Raw genomic sequence first — 15,963 nt, 5'->3', positions numbered from 1 at the left:
AGGTCAGCGGTTGACGTACGCGCCGAGGCCGCCGAACTCCTCGTTCGCGATGAAGACCGACCGCACGTTGAGCATCGCCTCCTCGACGTGCGTCAGGCATCCCCAGGCCGAGTCGCCCCACGAGTCCGCGAGCTTCACCTCGGCGGCCGTCGTGCACCCCGACCGGCCGCCGAGCTGGCAGTGCTGCGGATGCGGGGCTTCCGCCTGGGTCGCCGCGGCGGTCCGCATCGCCTCGGCGAGCTCGGCCGCCGCCGTGGCGCGCGCCTCCGCCTCGGACCGCAGCTGCTGCTCTGCGGCGACCGCGGCGGCGAGGGCGTCGTGGGCGGCACGCGCCTCGGCTTCTGCCGCGGCCTTCGCCTGCTCGACCTGGTGCCGGTCGAGCGCAAGGGCCGCGGTGTCGGCGAAGACGCGGGCGAGCGCGAGGTCGGCCGCCTGCGGGACGCGCGGCGTGCGGTGGTACATCGCGAAGGTGCCGAGCAGCCGGCCGTCGCGGGCCAGGATCGGCGTGGACCAGCACGCCGCCACGCCCGCCTGCTCGGCGAGCCCGCGGAAGTCCGCCCAGAACGGGTCCGTGGCGATGTCCGTCACGATGACGGTCTCCCGCCGGTACGCCGCGGTACCGCAGGAGCCGACGCCCTCACCGGTCGCGATGCCGTCGATCGCCTCGTTGTAGAAGTCGGGCAGGCTCGGCGCGGCGCCGTGGTGCAGGTGGGAGCCGTCGTCGTCCGCGAGGAGCACCGACACGAGCACGTCGTGGGGTGCCAGCTCCTCGATGCAGCGGGCCATGCCGTCCAGGACGTCGGCCAGCGGCGCCTGGCGGGCGATCTGCTCCAGCAGGGCGCGGTGCTCGGCCATGAGGTGCTGCGCGTGCTTGACCTGCGTCGTCTCGACGCCGACCACCGCGACGCCCACGATCTGCCCGCCGGTGTCGCGGCGCGCCTCGCACGTGAAGTCGAAGAACGCGGGTCGCGCGTCCGCGCCGAGACCGAGGACGACGGGGGCGTCGCGCCCGAGCGTCGCCTCACCGGTGAGGTACACCTGGTCGAGCAGCGCGGACAGGTTGGCCACGTACTGCGGGTCCACCAGCTCGGCCACGGGTGCCCCCAGGCGCGGGGCGAGGCAGCCGAGGACCGCGAAGAAGGTCGGGTTGGCGGCCTCGACCACGTGATGGGGGCCGACCAGCGACGCGAAGATCGCCATCGAGTCGCCGAACAGGTCGCGCATGTCGTCCAGGGGTGTGGAGCCTGCGCCAGCCGAAGGGTCGGCTCCCGAGGGCGAGTCCGCCTCCGGCCCCGGGTGGGACGCCTGCTGGGGCATGGAGGTCCCGCTCGCTCCGACGGACATGACGCACCTCTCTCGGATCATGATGCGCCGCGCAGCCGGCGGGCGGCGCCACGGCCTGGCGGTCCGCGGCCTGGCGATTGTGCCTCATGGCGCCCGACGGTGCCCTTGATCCGGCGGGTGACCGTGGAGTGACATCGAACGACGCTTCCCGGGCCTGCTGAGCTCGCTCCGCGAGCACGAGCCTGCTCGGACGTCCCGGGTCCGGTCCGCTCAGGTCGGGTCGGCGCCGGACAGGTCTTCGACGGCGACCGGCGTCGCTCCCTCGAAGCGGACACCGATCCCGTAGGGGTCAGCCAGGTCGAGGCTGGACTCGGCGAACCGCAGCAGCCAGGTCCCGTCCGCCCAGATCACGGCCCCGGGCTCGCTGAACGGTGCCTCCGACGCGTCCAGCGCCGAGAGCTCGGAGTCCCGCAGGCCGAAGCGTGGTTCACGCAGCCGCTGTCGCAGGTAGCCGGCGGCGAGCTGAACGAGCTCGGCGAACCGGGACACGACCGTCCCGGCGAGCGCGAGGATCACCGGTTCCGGTACCGACGCCGGGTCCATCACGAGATGGACGGCAGGGACGTCACCGGAACGCCCCTCATCCAGGACCAGCCCCCAGCAGGCGATCGCCTCGTCCGAGTCGACGCGTGAGAACGTCGCCCCGCCGGTCACGAGACGTGCTGGAAGGTCGGCCACGGGGCAAGTCAACACGGTGGCTCGTGCGCGCCCGCACTCGAGGCGTGGATCGGGCACGGGCGGGCGACGGCTCTGCCAGCATCGACGGTGTGACGGACACCGCGACGCTGCCGACGGACGTCGCCGATCCGGTCGGCGGCCCGGTGCCGGCGGCATGGGGCCGGCGCGTGGTCGCCGCGCTGCTGGACGGCGCGATCCTCTCGGGCGCGACGTGGCTGGTCCTCGGGGCCGGCGCCGTCGCGCCGTCGCTGACGCCGCACGTTCCCCTCGACCAGGGGCGGCCCGACGGTCAGGTGCACGACCCGACGTCGTGGCTCGCGAGCCCCTGGCTGGTCGCACTTGTGGTCGGCCTGCTCCTGCTGCAGGGCTGGACCGGGGCGACACCGGGCCGACGCGTGGCCGGGGTCGCCGTCCTGCGCGCCTCGGACCTGCGACCGGCGGGCTTCCTGGTGTCGGTCGTGCGGTGGGTGGCCCACCTGGTCGACGCCGTCCTCCTGGTCGGCTACCTGCGCCCGCTGTGGCAAGCGAAGCGGCAGACCTTCGCCGACTCGATCGTCGGGACGATCGTGGTCACCACCCGTGAGCCCGCCCCGCACCCGTGGTTCGCCGGTCTCCGACGGGCCCCGTCGGCCCTGAGGTCGACCGTGCTGAGCGTCGCGGCCGTCGCGGTCTGTGTGCTGGGCATCGGGTTCTCGACGACGCAGACCTCGTGGGGCGGCTCCTGGGAGTCCGCCGTCCCGTGCGTCGACGACGGCACGGTGGCCGGCGAGAGCGCCACGGCCGACGCCGCCCGAGCCGGCGGCAGCCTGGGCGAGCGGCGGTGGTGGGTGCGGCGCACGACGGACGAGGCCGTGGACACGGGCCTGCGGGTGCGATGGCTCTGGCAGGCGGTCGACGCCGAGCCGACCGACCTGCGGTTCGAGACCGAGATCCGGCGCGCCGACGGGACGACGATCGCCGAGACCCAGGACGCCGTCGTGACCGGCTGGACCAGCCCGGTGTCCCTCGACGACGCCATCATCCCGGCAGCGGACCTGACGGAGGCCGGCCCGGCGTGGACGGCGCAGACACGGCTGGTCGCGGACGGGGTCGTGGTCGGGGCGTGCACCATCGACGCCGCCGACTGGGACGCCGCCGACGTGGACCGGGCCGACCTCTGACCTGCGTCCCGCCGCCGGTCGGCGCAGGAGAGGGGGCCGGCGGGGCGGGGGGTCAGTACGGGCGGACTGCTCAGGCACGAAGGAATCCGGCCGAATGGGGGGGTATGCACAGGTGGCCTCGCACGTCCTCGGCGCACCCCCGCGCACCCCGGGCGGTCGGGCTCGTCCTGTGCGGGCTCGGGCTGGGGCTCGCGCTCGTGGGCTGTGCACCGTCCGCAGACGTGGCCGGCTCCTCGGTGCCGCGGATCGAGGCCACGGCCCCCGCGGCGGTCGACCCCCAGGCGGTCTGCAGCGACTGGCGGCTCGGCCTCGCCACGGCCGTGCCCCCCTGGTCGCCCGACGACGTGACCGCCGACGGCATCCGACAGCAGAGCCTCGCGCTCGCGGCAGGCGTCGCCGCACGGCCGGACGACTGCGCCGACTCGTGGGACGACGCCGTGGTCGAGCAGGCCCACGAGCGGCTCTGCCGGACGTGGACGACAGCGATGTACGAGGCCGTGCCCGTCTCGCAGCGTGCCGAGTCGCTCACGACGGTCGGCGTCGACGACGTCATCGCCGTGCGGACCGTCGTGGCCGAGACGGCCGACGCCCGCCCGGAGGGGTGCGCCGACGGCTGGCAGGTCGAGACCGGCCTCAAGCATGCCTGCCGCGTGTGGGACAAGGCCATGACCGAGGCGGTCGTCCACATCCAGGTCGTCACGAAGTTCCTGCCGGCAGACCAGGCCGATGCGACGAACGCCGCGGTCCGGGCCGCCTGGGCCCCGGTCGAGGCGGAGCGTCCCGCGTGGTGCGAGGACTGGTCGGAGGCCGTCCGTGGGCAGCACCTCACGCGGACGGAGGCGCCCCCGGAGCCACCACCGGCCGGTTCGACCGGCGGTGGCACGTCCGTCGATCCGCCTCGCGGCGACACCGACACGGACTCTCCGCTCAACGCCGGCTGTGGCTGGTCGTGGCGCGGCGGGTTCGGCTGCGGCGTCGGCGTCGGCTAGCCCGGGGTAGGCCGCCCGACGCGGTACGGACGGACGCCGAGCGGGTTCTGGCAGCGGAGGCCGTCGTCGCCCGGCGGGCAGACCAGCCATCGGCCCAGTCGTGATCAGCGTCACTTTGAACATGTTCAACTGCTGGGCTAGCGTTCCTGGTGTTGAACACGTTCAACTGGCCGACGACCACTCGGCTGACGTCCCTCGTCAGGAGCGATCCGATGAACGCCACCGTCATCACCTACCTCGTCTACATCGTGGTCAGCGTCGCGCTGACCATCTGGGTCGCCCGGACGCTCACGCGGAACGGAGAGATCTTCCTCGTCGACGTCTTCCACGGTGAGGCCAAGGTCGCCGCGGCGACCAACCAGCTCCTGGTCGTCGGGTTCTACCTCGTGAACCTCGGGTTCGTCGCGCTCATGCTCCGCGTGGGCCAGCCGGTCGACTCCGCCCAGCAGGCCATCGAGGCCCTGGCCTCGAAGCTCGGGGCGGTGGCGCTGCTGCTCGGCGTCTTCCACATCGCCAACGTCATCGTCCTGAGCCAGGTCCGCCGACACCGCTTCCCTGCCGCCCAGCCGCAGGGCGCCTACGACGTGACCGGGCACGGCCGGCCGTCGACGCCTCCCGCCTACCCGGGCCCGTACGCACCGCGCGCCTGAGGCCGGCGCCTTCCGCACCCGGACGTCCACGGAACCGCACGTCCCTCTCCCGCAGGTAGGGCGCAGGGTGCATGCCACCGGGTGACGGGCGGCCGTTGCGGTTGCCGAGGTCGGCGACAGGCAATAGAAACGCTCCGACTTGTTCGGAGGGAGCAACGTGACCGTGATGAAGTCGCTGTGGGCGATGGTGCAGGGCGACCCGGTGTTCATGAGACGGGTGAACGGCTGGTTGGCCGTCTTCTGGCTGATCATGATCCCGATCTCTCTCGCCGCCGGATGGCTCGACTCGGTCGTGTACGTCTCCGCGTTGTCGTTGTGGGCGCTGGTGTCGGGACACTGGTCCGCGTGGCAGGCCGCGCGCGTCGAGGTCGCCCAGCAGGCGGATGCGGAGGCGAAGGCCGCCCAGGACGTTCCGGCCGAGGTCGTCGCCGAGCTGATCGAGAAGACCACGATCGACCGCGTCGGGGCGTCCTGAGGACAGGCCGTCCGGGGAGCCCCATGCCCATCGCGGAGCAGCAGGGCGCCTCCGTCGGGGCCCAGGTGCTGCGCTCAGTCCCGACCCGACCGCTCGGCCAGAGCCTTCGCGCGTGACTCCGGAGCTCCCAGCATGAGGAGGCTCGTCAGGATCACCGCGGAGACGTCGAGCGACTGCTCGACCTGTCCGCGAAGGGCGTGGGTGCCCTCCCCGAACTCGTCCCGCCGGAGGACCCGTCCATGACGGACGGCCGCGGGCTCGCCGAGGAGATCCCGAGGACCACGGGAACACTGTTGTGGCGTCACTGCCGCGCGGGCTCGGCCGCCTCGGCGTCGAAGCCCTCGAACATCTCCACCAGGGCGCGCGGCGAGTCCTCGCTGAACATCAGGTCCAGGTTGCCCGCCGACTCACCGGCGGCATCGGCCGAACGCGGGAAGAGCGCGGTCTCGTAGGCCGCCACCGCGGCCTCCACGTCGCCCGGGTGCTCGACGACGGCCAGCGCGAGAAGGGCACCGTCGTACATCGCGAGGTTCGCCCCCTCGCCCGCGAACGGCGACATCACGTGCGCGGCGTCGCCCAGCAGGGTCACGCCGGGGACGCGCTGCCACGAGTACCCGACGGGCAGCGCGTGGATCCGCCGAGGCTGCAGCGGGCCGTCGGCGTGGGCGACCAGGCCGCGCAGCTCCTCGGACCAGCCGTCGAGCAGCGCCAGGACGCTCGCCCTCGCGGCGGGCCGCGTCCGTGAAGTCGACGGTGTCGACGAAGTCCTCGGGGACGCGCACGCCCAGGTAGAGGTGCAGGCTTCCGTCGCTCTCCTTGTGCGCGAGGATGCCGGTGCCGCCCTGGAACGCCATGAGCATGCCGCCGCCCACCACCTGGGCCTCGACCGGGTGCCGGGTGTCGGCGTCGTGCAGGTCGCCCTCGATGAACGAGATGCCGGTGTAGGTCGGCGAGGCGTCCGACACCAGGCGGCGCACCTTCGACCAGGCGCCGTCGGCACCGATGAGCAGGTCGGTGGTGATCGTCCCGCCGTCGGCGAACCGCACCTCGTGCCGCCCCGGCACGCCGTCCACCGGGCCGACGGAGGTGACCTTGGAGCCCCAGCGGATCGTGTCGGCGGGCAAGGAGTCGATCAGGAGGTCCCGCAGCCGGCCGCGGTCGACCTCCGGGCGGGTGAGCCGCCCGTCGTCCTCCTCCTCACGCAGGACGGTGCCGGTGTGGTCGAGGATGCGCAGCGCCTCGCCGCCCGGGTGCACGAGGGCGACGAAGGGCTCCCACAGGCCGGCCGCACGGACGGCCTTCTGGCCGTTGTGCTCGTGGATGTCGAGCATCCCGCCCTGGACGCGCGCGTGACGGCTCGGCTCCAGCTCGAAGACGGTGGCGGCGACGCCGTGGGCGTGCAGGACGCGGGCGGCGGTCAGGCCGCCCAGTCCGGCGCCGATGATCGCGATCGGGTGGTGCGTGCTCATGGGTGTGCTCCTCGCTGGTGACGCGGGCGGTGGGGTCAGGAGTCGGTCGGCGTAGCGGCGATGCCGTGGACCAGGGCGCGGATCGCCCACGCCTGGCGTAGCGCCGGCGTGCCGGACAGCAGTGCGTCGACGTGTGCGGCCACGTGCGGGGTTCCCACCGCGTCCGCACCACGCAGGGTGCGGCTGAGCGTGTCCAGCTGGGACCCCTGGTCGGCTGACGCGTAGATGTCGCTCCCCGCCGGGGCGCTGTGCTCGGCGGCGTGCGCGGTCACGTGCAGCAGCAGCAGGTCCAGGCCCCAGGCCGCTCGCTGGGGGGCGATGCCGCCCTCCAGCAGCAGACCCAGGACCTGGTCGTAGAGGCGCACGGCGTTCGGACCGACCGGTCGCAGGACGAGGGCCGAACGGGCCAGGCCCGGGTAGGCGAAGAGCACCTCGGAGTACTGGTCGAGCACCGACTCCAGGCGGGCCGACCAGTCGCCTGGTTCCGGCTCGATCGACGCGATCAGCTCGTCGAGGACTGCCGCGTGGAGCTCGACGGTGTTGGCGACGTAGACGTAGAGCGATGCGGGCCCGGTGTCGAGCGCCTGCGCGACGCGGCGCATCGTGGCCTTCTCCAGCCCCTCGGTGCGCATGATCCGGATGGTCTCCGCGACGATCCACTGCCGCGAGAGCGCGGGCTTCGCGGGCCGGTCGCGGCGGCTCCCTCTGGTGTTCGTGGTCGGCATGCGCGCCACCCTACACGAACATGTTCGTAACGAACATGTTCGGCGGTGGTCGGTTCTCCACGCCCGGAAGCGTGAACCCGTACCCGGAGACCGGGCCGCGTCGGTGTGGACCTCGATGCCGTGCGCGCACCTCGAGCGGGCCTGCATGGTCGCAGCGCCGAGCGCGCCGTCCGGGGCACCGGACGAGCGTCGACCCCGGTCATGGCTGCGGCGGCCGCCGGCCGGGGAGCAGGAACGACAGGGCGGCGGCCAGAGCCGTGAACCCGGTGGCCCACCAGAACGCGAGGTCGAACGCGCCGGCGAGGTCGTGCCTGTCGGTGGACCCGGCCACCGAGCTCACCAGGATCACCGCGAGGACCGCGGTGCCGAACGACCCGCCGAGCTGCTGGGCCACGCGCGTGATGATGCTCGCATGGGGCACCTCCTCACGCCGGAGGCCGAGGAAGGCGCCCGTCATGAGGGGGATGAGCACGGCGCCGAGACCGAAGCCGCGGACCAGCAGCGTCGCCATGAGCCACCAGGTGCTGGTCCTCTCGGTCGACAGCGCGAACGGGACGGTGGCGATCGTCAGGACCGCGAAGCCGGCGACCGCGACCCAGCGGCCGCCGATCGAGTCGGTCAGGCGCCCGGCCACCGTGCGGGACGCGAGAGCTCCGACGCCCTGCGGGACGAGCAGCAGCCCGGCGCCCAGCGCGTCCTCCCCGCGTACCTGCTGCCAGTACAGGGGGAGCAGGAGCATCGCGCCGTAGAGGGCGAGACCGGTCAGGAACAGCAGCGTCGTCGACATGGTCAAGGCGCGGTGCCGCAGCAGTCCGAGGTCGATGAGGGCCTGCGCCCCGCGCCGCACCGCCCACCGGGCGAAGCCGGCCAGGAGAGCGAGCCCGACGAGCAGCGGTCCGAGGACGCGCGCGTGCCCGAACCCGCCGACCGCGCCCACCTGACTCAGGCCGTAGACGACGCCCACCATGCCGGGAGCGGCGAGCAGGAGGCCGACGATGTCGAGGGGCACCCGCCGACCTGGCTCGTCGGACGGGATGAGCCCCACGGCGAGGACGAGCCCGACGACTCCCAGAGGAACGTTGACCAGGAACAGCCACTGCCACGAGAGGACGTGCAGGATGAGGCCTCCGAGCACCGGGCCGAGGATCGGTCCGAGCGCGGCGGGCAGGCTGACCGTGGCCATCAGGCGTCCCATGTTCCGACCGCGCGCCGCCTGCATGAGGATCGTGGTCATCAGCGGCATGAGCACACCGCCTCCGAGCCCCTGGACGGCACGGAAGGCGATCAGGCTGGGGGCGCTCCACGCGGTCGCGCACAGGGTCGACCCGAGCAGGAACGTGCTCAGCGCGACGATCCACAGGCGCTTGCTGCCGAGACGGCTCTGCGCCCAGCCCGTCATCGGGATCGTCACGAACATCGCGAGCAGGTAGGCGGTGCTGACCCACTGGACCGTCGACACCGGTGCGTGCAGCGAGGTACCGAGCTCGTGGAGGCCGACGCTCACGATCGTCGTGTCGAGGACGACCGTGATCCCGCCGACGATCAGCGCGGTCGCGAGCCGTTTGAGCTGGGGGTCGATCCCGGTCTCGGCGCGGCGGGCCGGGGCGGTGTCCTGGGTCATGGCGGCTCCAATAAGATGCGCTGTTGTCTCTTATTTGGACCGTACCCTGGGCTTGATAAGATGCGCAAATGCATCTTGATGAGGGCTCGACCGCATCCCGACGGCGCGGCGCGGCGCTCGAGGAGGCGCTGCTCGGTGCCGCCTGGCAGGAGCTCGTGGAACGCGGGTACGGGGCGCTGACCTTCGACTCCGTCGCCCAGCGGGCCGCGACGAGCCGTCCGGTGCTCGCCCGACGATGGGCCACCAAACCGGAGCTGGTCCGGGCCGCCGTCGCGCACGAGCTGGTGCGCCACGTGATCGAGGTGCCCGACACGGGCAACCTCCGCGACGACACGGTGGCGCTGCTGCGGGAGGCGAACGAGAAGCGCATCGCGGTCACGGCGCTGATCACGTCGTACCTGGGCGACTACTTCCTGGAGACCGGCAGCACGCCGGCCGAGCTGCGCGACTCGATCATCGGAGGGCGCCCGTCGTCGGTGGACACGATCGTGGACCGTGCGATCGCACGGGGAGAGGTGCGCGCCGACCGGCTCACGCCGCGGACGCGGACCCTCGCGTTCGACCTGCTCCGGCACGAGGCCCTCATGCGGCTCGGACCTGTTCCCGACGGCGTCATCGACGAGATCGTCGACGACATCTACCTCCCGCTGCTCGGTGCCACGGGGGGACCTGCCGGCTGACGACTCAGGCTGAGGCGGAGCCACCTGGTCGCAGAGGGCCTGGTCGGAGGCGCACCATGGCAGCCATGAAGCTCTTGCTCACGTCAGGGGGCGTCAGGAACCCCAGCATCCACGCGGCGCTCGTGCGCCTCCTCGGCAAGCCGGTCGCCGAGTGCCACGCGCTGGTCGTGCCCACCGCGCAGTGGGGCCACCCCTGGTGCGGACCGGCGTCGGTGCGCGCCCTGGTGGCCGCCGAGCCCGACTTCCAGTACTTCTCCGGCCTCGGCTGGGCATCGCTCGGCGTCCTCGAGCTCACCGCGTTGCCCACCGTCGGCGCCGAGCGCTGGGTGCCGTGGGTGCGGGAGGCCGACGTGCTGCTCGTCGACGGTGGCGACGCCACGTACCTGGCCCACTGGATGCGGGAGTCCGGGCTCGCCGACCTGCTGCCGACGCTGCCGGACACGGTGTGGGTGGGCGTCAGCGCCGGGAGCATGGTGATGACGCCACGGATCGGTGCGCACTTCGTCGAGTGGGCGTCGGCGCCCGACGACCGCACCCTGGGGGTCGTCGACTTCTCGATCTTCCCGCACCTGGACGCCTTCCCGACGAACACGATGGAGCACGCCGAGCGATGGGCTGCCGACATCGGCGGCCCGGCCTACGTGATCGACGAGGAGACGGCGATCACGGTCGTCGACGGCGCCGTCGAGGTGGTCTCCGAGGGGCAGTGGAAGCAGTTCGGGCCGGGCGTGCCGTCCCGGTAGGTTCTGCGCTGTGACGCCTACCGACGACCCTGACAGGACGACGAGCGACCCGGGGCCCGGCGGTGGGGACGCGAGCCGGCCATGGCTCACCCTCGCCCAGGACTACGAGAAGGCCCGGGGGCGGGAGGACTCGCTCGACCGGCTGGTGGAGTGGCCGGCGCAGCGCGAGCTCCTGGGTGACGTCAGCGGGCGGTCGGTGCTCGACGTCGGGTGCGGCAGCGGTGCCAAGCTCGCCGAGCTGGTGCGTGACGGCGCGGCCGGCTGCGTGGGCGTCGACGTCAGCGGCCACTTCCTGTCCGACCCGCCGCCGGGCCTGGAGCTCGTCCAGGGGGACCTGTCCCACCTGGACTCGGTGCCTGGCCTCGCCGGCCGGACGTTCGACCGGATCCTGTTCCTCCAGTCCATCGGGTACGCGCAGGACCCGGTCCGCACGTTGCGGGCGGCGCGCACCATGCTGGCCGACGACGGCTTCCTCCTGGTGACCCGGACGCACCCGATCCGGTACGCCGTCGAACGGTCGGAGCAGCAGGGCACCACCCTCGGTGAGGAGTACTTCTCCACCGTCCCCTTCACCTACTACCACAGCGACTGGAACGACCAGATCGCGCTCACGAAGCGCAGCTACACGGTCTCCGACGTGATCAACATGTTCAGCGCGGCCGGACTCTGGATCGAGAGCGCGGTCGAGCCTCAGCTCTCCGAGGACGCCCGACGGCGCTACCCGCACAAGCAGGAGTGGATGGACAAGCACCTGGGCATCCTGATGTTCACGCTCCGACCTCTTCCCGGCCGGTAGCCGGACGTCCGCCCATCACCGAGACCAGCTTCTCGACACCCGCGGGAGAGAAGGCGTCGACGTTCGCGTAGTAGATGTCGTTGGTCCGGCAGAACTCGTCCAGCAGCTCGTCGATCCGGTTGACGCGCCCGGCGAGCGCGAAGGGGTCCGAGCGGAACTGGTCCGCGACGTCCTCCTTGAGCTCCCAGTTGCTGATGGACTCCGAGAAGTACCGCAGGTTCGCCTTGGCGACGTGCGCAGGCATGGTCTCGACGACCGCCTGCCCGTCCGTCCGGTACTTCACCCAGAGGACCGCGCCGATGGGCAGCCATCCGCTGTACGGGTCGAGGCCGCTGCTGCGGTCGGGCGGCACGTAGACGTCGCGCCCACCGTCGCGGACGCGGACGTTGGACGAGACGCCGCAGACGGTGGTCCCGTTGACGAGCAGGTGCGTGTTCGCCATGAGACGCGCGCCGTGGGCACACAGGACCCTGGCCATCTCCGTCTTCCCGCCCCCGCCCCGCCCCAGGAGCAGGTAGGCCTTCCCCTCGTGGGCCACGGCCGCGCCCTTGAGGTGCAGCAGACCCGCCTCCATCGCGCAGACGGTGAGGACGTGCTTGACGATCAGGCTCCAGATGATCACCCCGGGGTCCGGGTGGGACAGCGCGATGTTCCTGTGGTCGAGGTGCTTCAGCCGCGCGGACGGTCCCACGTGGTGGCCCCGGTACAGCCCACGGCGGACCACGTTCTCGCGGTAGGTGCCGGGACCCTCGAACACCTCGTCGTCCTCGTCGCAGAGGTAGACGTTCACGATCGGGCCGGAGACGTCGGGCTCGCTCGTGACGTTGACCATCTTGGTGTCCCACGGCGACGAGGAGTGGATCTTCAGGACGGCCACCTCCAGGTCGCACCACACGACGTGCCCGAGCTCGCCGACGTTCACGAGCCGGTTCCCCGGACGATGTCGACGAGCTCGCTCAGCGTCTCGATCCGGTACCGCGCCCCTGAGAAGTCCCCGGCACGAGTGAAGTGGTTGTCCACGACCGCGCAGTCGATGCCGGCCGCGACCGCGGACCGCAGCCCGCGGGCCGAGTCCTCGACGACCAACGTCTCGGACCGGTCGGCGCCGAAGCGGGCCAGGCCGACGAGGTACGGCTCAGGGTCCGGCTTGGCGCGGGCGTAGTCCTCCCGCACGAGCACGAAGTCCATGAACCCACGGATCTGCCGCTTCTCGTGGATGAGGTCGAAGTCCGCACGCTTCGAGGTCGTCACGACGGCCAGCCGGGCATGCTGGGACAGCTCGGCGAGCACCTCGACGACGCCGTCGATCTCGATGGTCTGCGTCCGCAGGTAGTCCTGGTAGTAGTCGTTGCGCGCCCGGCGGAGCCCGTCGATCGTCTGCTCGTCGAGCCCCGCCGCCCTCGCCTGGACCCACGTGCCCAGCCCCTGGCTCATGTCGCTCAGGTACTGCTGCTTGTCCAGCACCACCCCCACGTCGGCCAGGGCCCGTTCACCGGCCAGGAAGTACCAGTGCTCGGTGTCCACGAGCACACCGTCGTGGTCGAAGAGGATGTACTTCTTCACGCCCGCTCGTCTCCCCGCTCCGTCACCCGTAGGTGAACGGCCCGCTGATGTTCTCGTTGTCCACGATCGCCGCCTCGAGGCTCATGCCACGACAGACGTGCGCGAGGATCGCGGGGCTCAGTCGCCACCCGACGGTCAGGACGGTGTGCTCCCGATGCTGCTCGGCCAGCTCGTCGAGGAAGTCCCTGACCCGTCCGGCGAAGTCCCGGAACGACTCCCCCTGGGGGAACGGCGTGTCGATGTACTCGAGATAGTCCTGCTTGCCGAGCTCGAAGCTCATCCCCGTGTACTGCGGGCCGTTGTCGATCTGCCGAAGTCGCTCGTCGACCATGATCGGGATCGACGTGCCGGCGAACAGCGTCTCGCACGTCTCCTTCTGGCGTCGGATGGAGGACGTGTAGGCGGCCGCCGACGTGCCGCTCGACCTGACCAGGCCGTCCACCACGCGGACCAGGTCCCGGGTCTGCCGCTTGAACTCCGGGCGGAGCTCCGGATCCACCGGGTCGTCCGACGTCCCGAGGATGACACGTCTCCTGGCGGCACGAAGGTGGTGGACGGTGTAGACGGTCAGCACGATCGCACCTCGCTAGTACGGCCGGACCTGGAAGATGTACAGCGTCCCGCCCCGGATGCCCCACTCGATCTGGACCCGGCGCGAGAACCGGCGCTCGAGCTCCACCGCGATCCTGGCCAGCGGCCGGAGGGCCTGCTCGACCGGCTCGGAGACGAGCTGCGGGTAGGCGCGGTACGTGGCACGGTCCTCGACGACGTCGACCTTGCTGAGGTAGGAGCCCAGCGGCGTCACGTCGCCCTGCATGAGGTGCCACAGGTCGCCGACCACGTACTCGACGAGCAGGTAGTCGAGCCCGTCGAACGTGTTGGAGCTCAGGACCACGCCTGAGAGGTCCGCCGAGACCAGCTCCTGCACGAGCACGGACATGTCACCCTCGGTCGGGCTGTACTCGCCGACCGCGTCCGCGTGCTGGGAGCCGTACACCTTCCGGGCGAGGTCGAGGATCGTCTCCGGGTCGTGGGCGTCCACGTCGACGAAGCTCTCGAAGAGCCCCGCGTAGGAGCCCTGTGCACTGTCCTCGCTCTCGTGGGACGACCGGATGACGAGCCGGTCACAGCCCAGGGCCGGCGACGGCGTCCAGGACCGTGGTCCGGACGGCGACGTCGTCGAGGTGCTTCACCGCGTGGCTCGTGATGACGAACCCGTTCGCGATCGTCGCCGAGTCCCTGATCCTCATCAGGTTGGCGGCCTTCGCGCCGACCTCCCGGACGCTGCGGCGTCTCTCGCCGGCCAGGTCGATGACGATCTCCGGCTGGGCCTCGACCGGTTCGACGGCGTCGTCCAGCCTGACCACCGTGCCGCGGTCGAAGTCGACCTCGATGTGGTCGCCCGACTCCACGTTCCCCAGCAGGCCGTCGACGCTGATCATGCTGTTGATGCCGAGCTCACGGCACAGCACCGAGGCGTGCGAGGTGTACCCGCCGTACTGGGTGAGGAGGGCGCCGAACTTCCTCAGCTTGGGCACCAGGTGGGGTCGGAGCACGTTCGTCACCACGGCGACGCCGTCGATCCCCTCGGCCGAGCGCAGGTACTCGTCGAAGCCGTGCAGGCCCGCCTCGTGCTGCTCGACCTTCAGCACCCGATACCTCGTCGACCCGGCCCCCACGAGGACGTCCCCCGACATCTCCTGCAGCGACCGGTCCCGCCCGGCGGGCACCTCGACGGACTCCGGGACGGCGTCGAGGAAGGAGACGTCGTCGCCCTTGAGCTCGAAGACGGTCAGGGTCCTGCGCCGTTCGAGCTCCGCGTCGGGGACGTGCGTCCCGGTGCGGAGGAAGTCGGCGATCTCGTCGATCCGCATGTAGTCGAAGCGGTGCTTCCCGACCGCGGCGACCAGGTCGTTGAGGAAGATGCCGCGCACCGTGACCTTGAACTCCTGGAACACCTCGCGCATCTTGATCTTCAGGTACGAGAGCTCGGACGCGCGCCGGATGAGCAGCCGCGTCGAGGGGTCCAGCCCTGCCGCGGAGGCGGCCCGCTCGCTCCACGTGTCCGCGTGGTCGTAGCGGAAGTGCAGGTTGTCGAGGAAGGCCTTCTCGGATCGGACGGTGTCGGCGGTCTGGGTCGAGAGGTGCTGCCGGACCTCGGCCTCGGTGATGCCGTTCGGGCTCCCGGAGGAGATCGTGGTGGACCGGTAGCGCTCGACGAACTCCTTGATCTCCTCGTCGACGTCGAGCCCGTCGAGGTGCCGGCGCGAGATCGCCATCATGTCGACCGTCTGCAGGTGGGTCAGCAGGTCGTTGTTGTTCGTGGCGAAGAGCGAGTCCTTGATCGACTTGGTGGCGAAGCGCGGCTCGCGGGCGAGCTCGGCGTCCACCCGGTCGAAGACCTTCGTGTAGAAGGTGTCGGTGATGACCGAGTTGTAGTACGCGATGTACTCGCGCAGGAGCTCGCAGTAGAGCTCGAACTGCGCGAGCGGCGTCTGGCCGACGAGCAGCCCGGCCGAGGCCCGCAGCCGCGCCAGGATGTCGTGGATCTGTGAGACGCAGGGGTGGTAGACCGCGTCGTCGAGCAGGAACCGGACCACGCCGTCCCGGACCCGGTCGAGCCCGTCCCGGGAGAAGTAGCCCTTGTAGTACCTGCCGGTGCCGACCGACAGGTAGTAGTCGATGTCCAGGTCGGCCATCGAGCCGCGGTACTTCTGCAGGGCCCTGACGTTGGACTCCTCGATCATGAGGGCCCAGCTGCCTTCGTCGAGGATCTCGAGCGCGGCGCCCGTCACGCGTGCGTCCCGGACGCCCGCACACCGCACCTGCGCGGCCGACGGGCCGCGCGCCAGAAGCCTGTCGCCTCGATGAGCGTCATGCGCGACATGCTGGCGGAGGCACCGACGCTCCTGGTGGGCTGTCCAAATCGTGGGAAAGCTCCCCGCTCGAGCCGCTATAGCGCTATGAGTTGTTTTGTCCGGTTCTTCACCCCGCGCCGGGCGGCTGACCTGCGCGACCTTGTCACCGAGACGAGCCCCTGACCTGGTCCGGGACGAGCTGAATCGGTTCA

Annotated in this window: 17 protein-coding genes and 1 pseudogene; 7 read left to right on the top strand and 11 right to left on the bottom strand. The window is 71.4% G+C overall.

Annotated elements, in window-relative coordinates; all coding sequences use genetic code 11:
- Positions 1 to 3 precede the first annotated feature (3 nt).
- Both ACVW07_RS10795 and ACVW07_RS10790 read right to left on the bottom strand, forming a co-directional pair.
- Entirely contained in the window at positions 4 to 1,224 is a 1,221-nt protein-coding gene (locus ACVW07_RS10795) for a GAF domain-containing protein (protein WP_456819248.1), read from the bottom strand.
- Positions 1,225 to 1,554: 330 nt separating this feature from the next.
- Positions 1,555 to 2,022, bottom strand: a complete 468-nt coding sequence (locus tag ACVW07_RS10790) for a hypothetical protein (RefSeq protein WP_456819247.1) — start codon at positions 2,020 to 2,022, stop codon at positions 1,555 to 1,557.
- Between the two features lie 89 nt (positions 2,023 to 2,111).
- Here ACVW07_RS10790 and ACVW07_RS10785 point away from each other — a divergent pair, with 89 nt between their 5' ends.
- From ACVW07_RS10785 to ACVW07_RS10770, 4 genes are all read left to right on the top strand, one after another.
- Positions 2,112 to 3,182 (top strand): RDD family protein, encoded by a 1,071-nt coding sequence (locus ACVW07_RS10785; RefSeq protein ID WP_456819246.1) that lies wholly within the window; start codon positions 2,112 to 2,114, stop codon positions 3,180 to 3,182.
- 104 nt (positions 3,183 to 3,286) lie between these two features.
- Positions 3,287 to 4,171: a hypothetical protein gene (locus ACVW07_RS10780; RefSeq protein WP_456819245.1), complete on the top strand. Its 885-nt coding sequence runs from the start codon at positions 3,287 to 3,289 to the stop codon at positions 4,169 to 4,171.
- 212 nt (positions 4,172 to 4,383) lie between these two features.
- A complete protein-coding gene (locus tag ACVW07_RS10775; protein ID WP_456819244.1) occupies positions 4,384 to 4,821 on the top strand; it encodes a hypothetical protein in 438 nt (145 codons plus the stop codon).
- A 157-nt stretch (positions 4,822 to 4,978) separates the two neighbouring features.
- Positions 4,979 to 5,296: a hypothetical protein gene (locus ACVW07_RS10770; protein ID WP_456819243.1), complete on the top strand. Its 318-nt coding sequence runs from the start codon at positions 4,979 to 4,981 to the stop codon at positions 5,294 to 5,296.
- A 301-nt stretch (positions 5,297 to 5,597) separates the two neighbouring features.
- On the opposite strand, the gene ACVW07_RS10765 is transcribed toward ACVW07_RS10770, so the two are convergent.
- The 4 genes and pseudogenes from ACVW07_RS10765 to ACVW07_RS10750 form a co-directional block, all read right to left on the bottom strand.
- Positions 5,598 to 5,756: a hypothetical protein gene (locus ACVW07_RS10765; protein WP_456821135.1), complete on the bottom strand. Its 159-nt coding sequence runs from the start codon at positions 5,754 to 5,756 to the stop codon at positions 5,598 to 5,600.
- Positions 5,757 to 6,309: 553 nt separating this feature from the next.
- Positions 6,310 to 6,765, bottom strand: a pseudogene (locus tag ACVW07_RS10760) (FAD-dependent oxidoreductase); the annotation flags it as partial.
- A 35-nt stretch (positions 6,766 to 6,800) separates the two neighbouring features.
- Positions 6,801 to 7,490, bottom strand: coding sequence for a TetR/AcrR family transcriptional regulator (locus tag ACVW07_RS10755; RefSeq protein WP_456819242.1), 690 nt, complete (start codon positions 7,488 to 7,490; stop codon positions 6,801 to 6,803).
- Between the two features lie 199 nt (positions 7,491 to 7,689).
- Positions 7,690 to 9,111, bottom strand: a complete 1,422-nt coding sequence (locus tag ACVW07_RS10750; RefSeq protein WP_456819241.1) for an MDR family MFS transporter — start codon at positions 9,109 to 9,111, stop codon at positions 7,690 to 7,692.
- Between the two features lie 68 nt (positions 9,112 to 9,179).
- Between ACVW07_RS10750 and ACVW07_RS10745 the strand changes: the two genes are divergently transcribed.
- From ACVW07_RS10745 to ACVW07_RS10735, 3 genes are all read left to right on the top strand, one after another.
- Positions 9,180 to 9,791 carry a TetR-like C-terminal domain-containing protein gene (locus ACVW07_RS10745; RefSeq protein ID WP_456819240.1) on the top strand — a complete coding sequence of 204 codons (612 nt, stop codon included), beginning with the start codon at positions 9,180 to 9,182 and terminating at the stop codon, positions 9,789 to 9,791.
- 65 nt (positions 9,792 to 9,856) lie between these two features.
- On the top strand, positions 9,857 to 10,534 hold the full coding sequence (locus tag ACVW07_RS10740) for a Type 1 glutamine amidotransferase-like domain-containing protein (protein ID WP_456819239.1): 678 nt from the start codon (positions 9,857 to 9,859) through the stop codon (positions 10,532 to 10,534).
- 10 nt (positions 10,535 to 10,544) lie between these two features.
- Complete coding sequence (locus ACVW07_RS10735) at positions 10,545 to 11,330, top strand: class I SAM-dependent methyltransferase (RefSeq protein WP_456819238.1); 786 nt, start codon at positions 10,545 to 10,547, stop codon at positions 11,328 to 11,330.
- Here ACVW07_RS10735 and ACVW07_RS10730 read toward each other — a convergent pair.
- Genes ACVW07_RS10730 through ACVW07_RS10710 form a run of 5 tightly spaced genes read right to left on the bottom strand, consistent with a single transcriptional unit; the run spans position 11,302 to position 15,688 of the window.
- Complete coding sequence (locus ACVW07_RS10730) at positions 11,302 to 12,252, bottom strand: hypothetical protein (protein WP_456819237.1); 951 nt, start codon at positions 12,250 to 12,252, stop codon at positions 11,302 to 11,304. The genes ACVW07_RS10735 and ACVW07_RS10730 overlap by 29 nt on opposite strands.
- A complete protein-coding gene (locus ACVW07_RS10725) occupies positions 12,249 to 12,893 on the bottom strand; it encodes an HAD family hydrolase (protein ID WP_456819236.1) in 645 nt (214 codons plus the stop codon). The genes ACVW07_RS10730 and ACVW07_RS10725 overlap by 4 nt, the downstream gene beginning before the upstream one ends.
- Before the next feature lie 22 nt (positions 12,894 to 12,915).
- Positions 12,916 to 13,467 carry a histidine phosphatase family protein gene (locus ACVW07_RS10720; protein WP_456819235.1) on the bottom strand — a complete coding sequence of 184 codons (552 nt, stop codon included), beginning with the start codon at positions 13,465 to 13,467 and terminating at the stop codon, positions 12,916 to 12,918.
- 12 nt (positions 13,468 to 13,479) lie between these two features.
- On the bottom strand, positions 13,480 to 14,007 hold the full coding sequence (locus ACVW07_RS10715; RefSeq protein WP_456821065.1) for a PEP/pyruvate-binding domain-containing protein: 528 nt from the start codon (positions 14,005 to 14,007) through the stop codon (positions 13,480 to 13,482).
- 10 nt (positions 14,008 to 14,017) lie between these two features.
- Positions 14,018 to 15,688: a PEP-utilizing enzyme gene (locus tag ACVW07_RS10710; RefSeq protein WP_456819234.1), complete on the bottom strand. Its 1,671-nt coding sequence runs from the start codon at positions 15,686 to 15,688 to the stop codon at positions 14,018 to 14,020.
- Positions 15,689 to 15,963: the final 275 nt, after the last annotated feature.

This window comes from Cellulomonas sp. URHB0016, assembly GCF_054057935.1.
This window is presented reverse-complemented; position numbering and strand designations above follow the sequence as displayed.

Bases quoted from the DNA above. Each gene is read 5' to 3' on its own strand.
- ACVW07_RS10780 (WP_456819245.1), top strand. From the start codon at position 3,287: ATGCACAGGTGGCCTCGCACGTCCTCGGCGCACCCCCGCGCACCCCGG.
- ACVW07_RS10775 (WP_456819244.1), top strand. From the start codon at position 4,384: ATGAACGCCACCGTCATCACCTACCTCGTCTACATCGTGGTCAGCGTC.
- ACVW07_RS10750 (WP_456819241.1), bottom strand. From the start codon at position 9,111: ATGACCCAGGACACCGCCCCGGCCCGCCGCGCCGAGACCGGGATCGAC.
- ACVW07_RS10755 (WP_456819242.1), bottom strand. From the start codon at position 7,490: ATGCCGACCACGAACACCAGAGGGAGCCGCCGCGACCGGCCCGCGAAG.
- ACVW07_RS10740 (WP_456819239.1), top strand. From the start codon at position 9,857: ATGAAGCTCTTGCTCACGTCAGGGGGCGTCAGGAACCCCAGCATCCAC.
- ACVW07_RS10745 (WP_456819240.1), top strand. From the start codon at position 9,180: ATGCATCTTGATGAGGGCTCGACCGCATCCCGACGGCGCGGCGCGGCG.
- ACVW07_RS10795 (WP_456819248.1), bottom strand. From the start codon at position 1,224: ATGCGCGACCTGTTCGGCGACTCGATGGCGATCTTCGCGTCGCTGGTC.